Below are 3,388 nucleotides of genomic sequence, written 5' to 3'. Positions count from 1 at the left end.
GTCGCCACGCTCACCGCCCTCGGCTACTTCACGGCGTTCCTGCTCCTGTCCGGGTTCGCCCCCGCCTTCATGAACCGCTCGGTGACCGGCGGCCTGTCCACGGGCCTGCTCATCGGCCTGTGCCAACTCCCCGTCACCGGACTCGCGTTGATCCTCTACGAGGTCACCGCGCGGCGCCGCGTCGACCCGCTCGCCCACCGGCTGCGCCGCCAGGGCCGCGACACGACGGGAGGCGCCCCGCGATGAGGGACATCTCCTCCGAGTCCATGGCCCTGGTCGCCTTCACCGCCGTCGCGACCCTCACCCTGCTGCTCTGCGTCATGACCGGCCCCGACCGCGACGACCTGGAGGAGTTCTACACGGGCTTCGGCTCACTGAGCCCCCTGCGCAACGGGCTCGCGATCGCCGGCGACTACATCTCCGCGGCGAGCGTCCTCGGCACCGGCGGCGTCATCGCCCTCATGGGCTACGACGGCATCGTGCTCGCCCTGAGCACCGCGCTGTCCCTGATGCTGATGATGTTCCTGCTGGCCGAACCGCTGCGCAACGCGGGCCGGTTCACGATGGGCGACGTGTTCGCGCGGCGCGCGCCGGGCCGGGCCGTGCGCATCGCCGCGTGCGCGACCACCCTCGTCGCACTGCTGCCCATCATGCTGGTCCAGCTCGCGGGCGCGGGCGACCTGATGGCCTTCCTGCTCGGCTTCACCAGCGAGAACTTCAAGACGGGCTGCGTCCTCACGCTGGGCGCCCTGATGATCGGCTACGCGGCGATCGGCGGCATGAAGGGCACCGCCCTCATCCAGATCCTGAAGATCGTGATGCTGCTCGGCTCCGGCGCGGTCGTCGCCGCGCTGATCCTGCGCCGCTTCGACTGGGACCCGGGCGCGCTGCTCGCCGCGGCCGCCGGTCGCAGCGGGGCCGGCAGCGCCTACCTCACCTCCGGGCTGCAGTTCTCCGGCGGACCGAACCCCCGCCTGGACATGATCAGTTCGGAGCTGACCGTCGTGCTGGGCGGGGCGTGCCTGCCGCACGTCACCATGCGGATGTACACGGCCCGGCACGCGCGCGAGGTCCGGCGGTCGATGTCCTGGGCGGTGTCCTCGGTCGCCGCCTTCGTCCTGATCGTCTCGGTCGTCGGGGTCGGCGCGACGGCCCTGGTCGGCCGGGACGCCGTCGCCGCCGCCGACGCGCAGGGCAACACGGCCTACCTCCTGGGCGCGCGGGCGGCGTTCGGACCGGCGACGTCCACGACCGAGTCGCTGCTGTTCACCGCCGTCACCACGGCCCTGTTCCTCACGCTGCTCGCCTCCGTCGCGGGCATGATCCTGGCCTGCGCGAACACGCTCGCCCACGACGTCCTCGCGCATCGCGGCGGGGAGCCGTCCCCGCGCCGCGAGCTGAAGCTCGCACGCCTGTCGGCCTGCGCGGTCGGCGTCCCGGCCATCCTGCTCGCCACGGTCGTCCAGCACCGCAACCTGCAGCCCCTGGTCACCCTGTCGTTCTGTCTCGGCGCCTCGGCGCTCGCGCCCGCCCTCGTCTACAGCCTCTTCTGGCGCCGCTACACCCGGGCCGGGCTGCTGTGGACGCTGCTGGGCGGCTCGGCGGCCTGCCTCGTCCTGATGTCGGGGACGAACCTGGTCTCGGGCAGCCCGGCCGCCGCGTTCCCGGACCGGGACTTCACCTGGTTCCCGTTCACCACGACCGGCATCGTCTCCATCCCGCTCGGCTTCCTCTTCGGATGGCTCGGCACCCGGCTCACCGCGCCCCGCAGCGCGGCCCGGCAACAGGCACGCTACGAGGCGGTCGAGGGCTGGATCCTGGCGGGCGCGGCGACCCCGCCCGCACCGCGGGAGGGGCGCGCCCGGCGCAGCCCGTGACCGCCGCGCCGCCGGAGGGCGCCGCCCGTACGCCGCCGGCCCGCTACTTGCCCAGCCGCGCGGCCGTCTCCGCCCGCCGGGCGAACACCCCGTCCTTGAGCTCCGCCATCTCGCGCAGCGCGTCGCGCCGCTCGCGCTTGGTGAGCCGGTCGACGTAGAGGCGGCCGTGCAGGTGGTCGGTCTCGTGCTGGAGGCAGCGGGCGAAGTAGCCGCGGCCCTCCACGACGAGGGGCGCGCCGTCCTTGTCGTGGCCGCGCACGACGGCGCGGTCGGCGCGCGGCACCGTCCGGTAGGGGCCGGGGACCGAGAGACAGCCCTCGTTCTCCTCGATCAGGCGGCGGCCGGGGACGGGCTCCTCGTCGAGGACCGGGTTGGCGATGTGGCCGGTGTGCCGCACGCCCCAGTCGTCCTCCATGTCCCAGACGAACAGCTGGAGATCGACGTCCACCTGGTTCGCCGCGAGGCCCGCGCCGTGGGCGGCGTGGTTGGTGGCGAACATGTCGTCGACGAGGCGCGCGAGCTCCGCCGACCCGAAGGCGGCCTCGGTGACCGGCCGCAGCCGCCGGTGCAGCACGTCCTCCCCGATCACGGTGATGCGCCGCACCGCGCCCCGCTCGACCTCCGGCAGCAGCCGCTCCGTCGCCATGACCGTCAACTCCCCTCGACCGGCCCGCCCATGGTCCGGTACTTTGCAAGCAAGTGGAGTTTGCAAAGATACCGTGGCAGGGGCGGGCCCGGCAGGGTCCTGCCGCAGAACCGCACCGGAACCGCACCAGGGAGGCGCCGCCGTGACCGACGAGGACCAGGAGACCGCCACCGCCGCCCCGGCGGGACGCCCCGCACGTCCGCTGCCCGACCACCCCGTGCGCCTCGCCCTGCTCGACCTGCTGGCCGAGCTCGGCACCGTCACCTCGACCCAGGCGGCGGCCCGGCTCGGACACAGTTCGGGACTCTGCTCGTTCCACCTGCGCCAGCTCGCCCGGCACGGGATCGTCGAGGAGGCCCCGCACCACGGCGGCCGGGTCCGGCCCTGGCGGCTGCGCTGGGACGACCCGCGCCGGCCGGCCGCGACCGAGCGGACCGTGTCCGCCGCGCTGCTGCTCACCGAGGACGAGGCCGACGAACTCGCGGCGCGCGTCCGCGCCCTCACCACCCCCTACACCCGGCGCACCGCCCACCCGGAGGGCGCCGCCCGCTGGACCCTGGACGCGGCGTTCCGCCCCGCACCCTGACCCGGCCCGGCTTTTCGACCCGGTCCCGACGGCCGAGGTGTTCTAGAGGCGGTCCCGCCCGGTCAGCGTCGCCAGCGAGCTGCGGACGTGCTCCATGTGGGCCCGCATCTGCGCGCGGGCCTCGTCGTGCTCGGCCACGGCCCGGTCGGCCTCGTGCCCGATCCGCTCCGCGCGGGCCCGCGCCTGCGCCAGCGCCTCCGCCGCCGCGGCCTCCGCCTCCTCCTGCCGGCGGCGGGCCGCCTCCTCCGCGTCGGCGAAGGCCTGCCGCGCCTCGGCCAG

The 3,388-nt window shown here is 74.8% G+C and carries 4 protein-coding genes and 1 pseudogene; 3 read left to right on the top strand and 2 right to left on the bottom strand.

The features are described 5' to 3' along the window. Positions 1–246 (top strand): DUF485 domain-containing protein (locus tag GTW43_RS30740; RefSeq protein WP_161305264.1); only part of this gene is annotated, 246 nt, incomplete at its 5' end. Beyond that, a complete protein-coding gene (locus tag GTW43_RS30735) occupies positions 243–1,877 on the top strand; it encodes a cation acetate symporter (RefSeq protein ID WP_161305263.1) in 1,635 nt (544 codons plus the stop codon). The genes GTW43_RS30740 and GTW43_RS30735, both read left to right, overlap by 4 nt. A 43-nt stretch (positions 1,878–1,920) precedes the next feature. On the opposite strand, the gene def is transcribed toward GTW43_RS30735, so the two are convergent. Beyond that, a complete protein-coding gene (gene def, locus GTW43_RS30730; protein WP_161305262.1) occupies positions 1,921–2,523 on the bottom strand; it encodes a peptide deformylase in 603 nt (200 codons plus the stop codon). 142 nt (positions 2,524–2,665) lie between these two features. On the opposite strand from def, the gene GTW43_RS30725 reads away from it, so the two are divergent. After that, a complete protein-coding gene (locus GTW43_RS30725) occupies positions 2,666–3,109 on the top strand; it encodes a helix-turn-helix domain-containing protein (RefSeq protein WP_161305261.1) in 444 nt (147 codons plus the stop codon). A gap of 42 nt (positions 3,110–3,151) precedes the next feature. On the opposite strand, the pseudogene GTW43_RS30720 reads toward GTW43_RS30725, so the two are convergent. Beyond that, positions 3,152–3,388 (bottom strand): annotated as a pseudogene (locus GTW43_RS30720) (cellulose-binding protein); the annotation flags it as partial.

It is taken from the genome of Streptomyces sp. SID5785 (assembly GCF_009870065.1).
GTDB lineage: Bacteria > Actinomycetota > Actinomycetes > Streptomycetales > Streptomycetaceae > Streptomyces.
Note: the sequence above shows the minus strand (reverse complement) of the source record. Positions and strands in the feature narration are given on the sequence as shown.

Coding starts and splice junctions, on each gene's coding strand:
- GTW43_RS30735 (WP_161305263.1), top strand. CDS start 243: ATGAGGGACATCTCCTCCGAGTCCATGGCCCTGGTCGCCTTCACCGCC.
- def (WP_161305262.1), bottom strand. CDS start 2,523: ATGGCGACGGAGCGGCTGCTGCCGGAGGTCGAGCGGGGCGCGGTGCGG.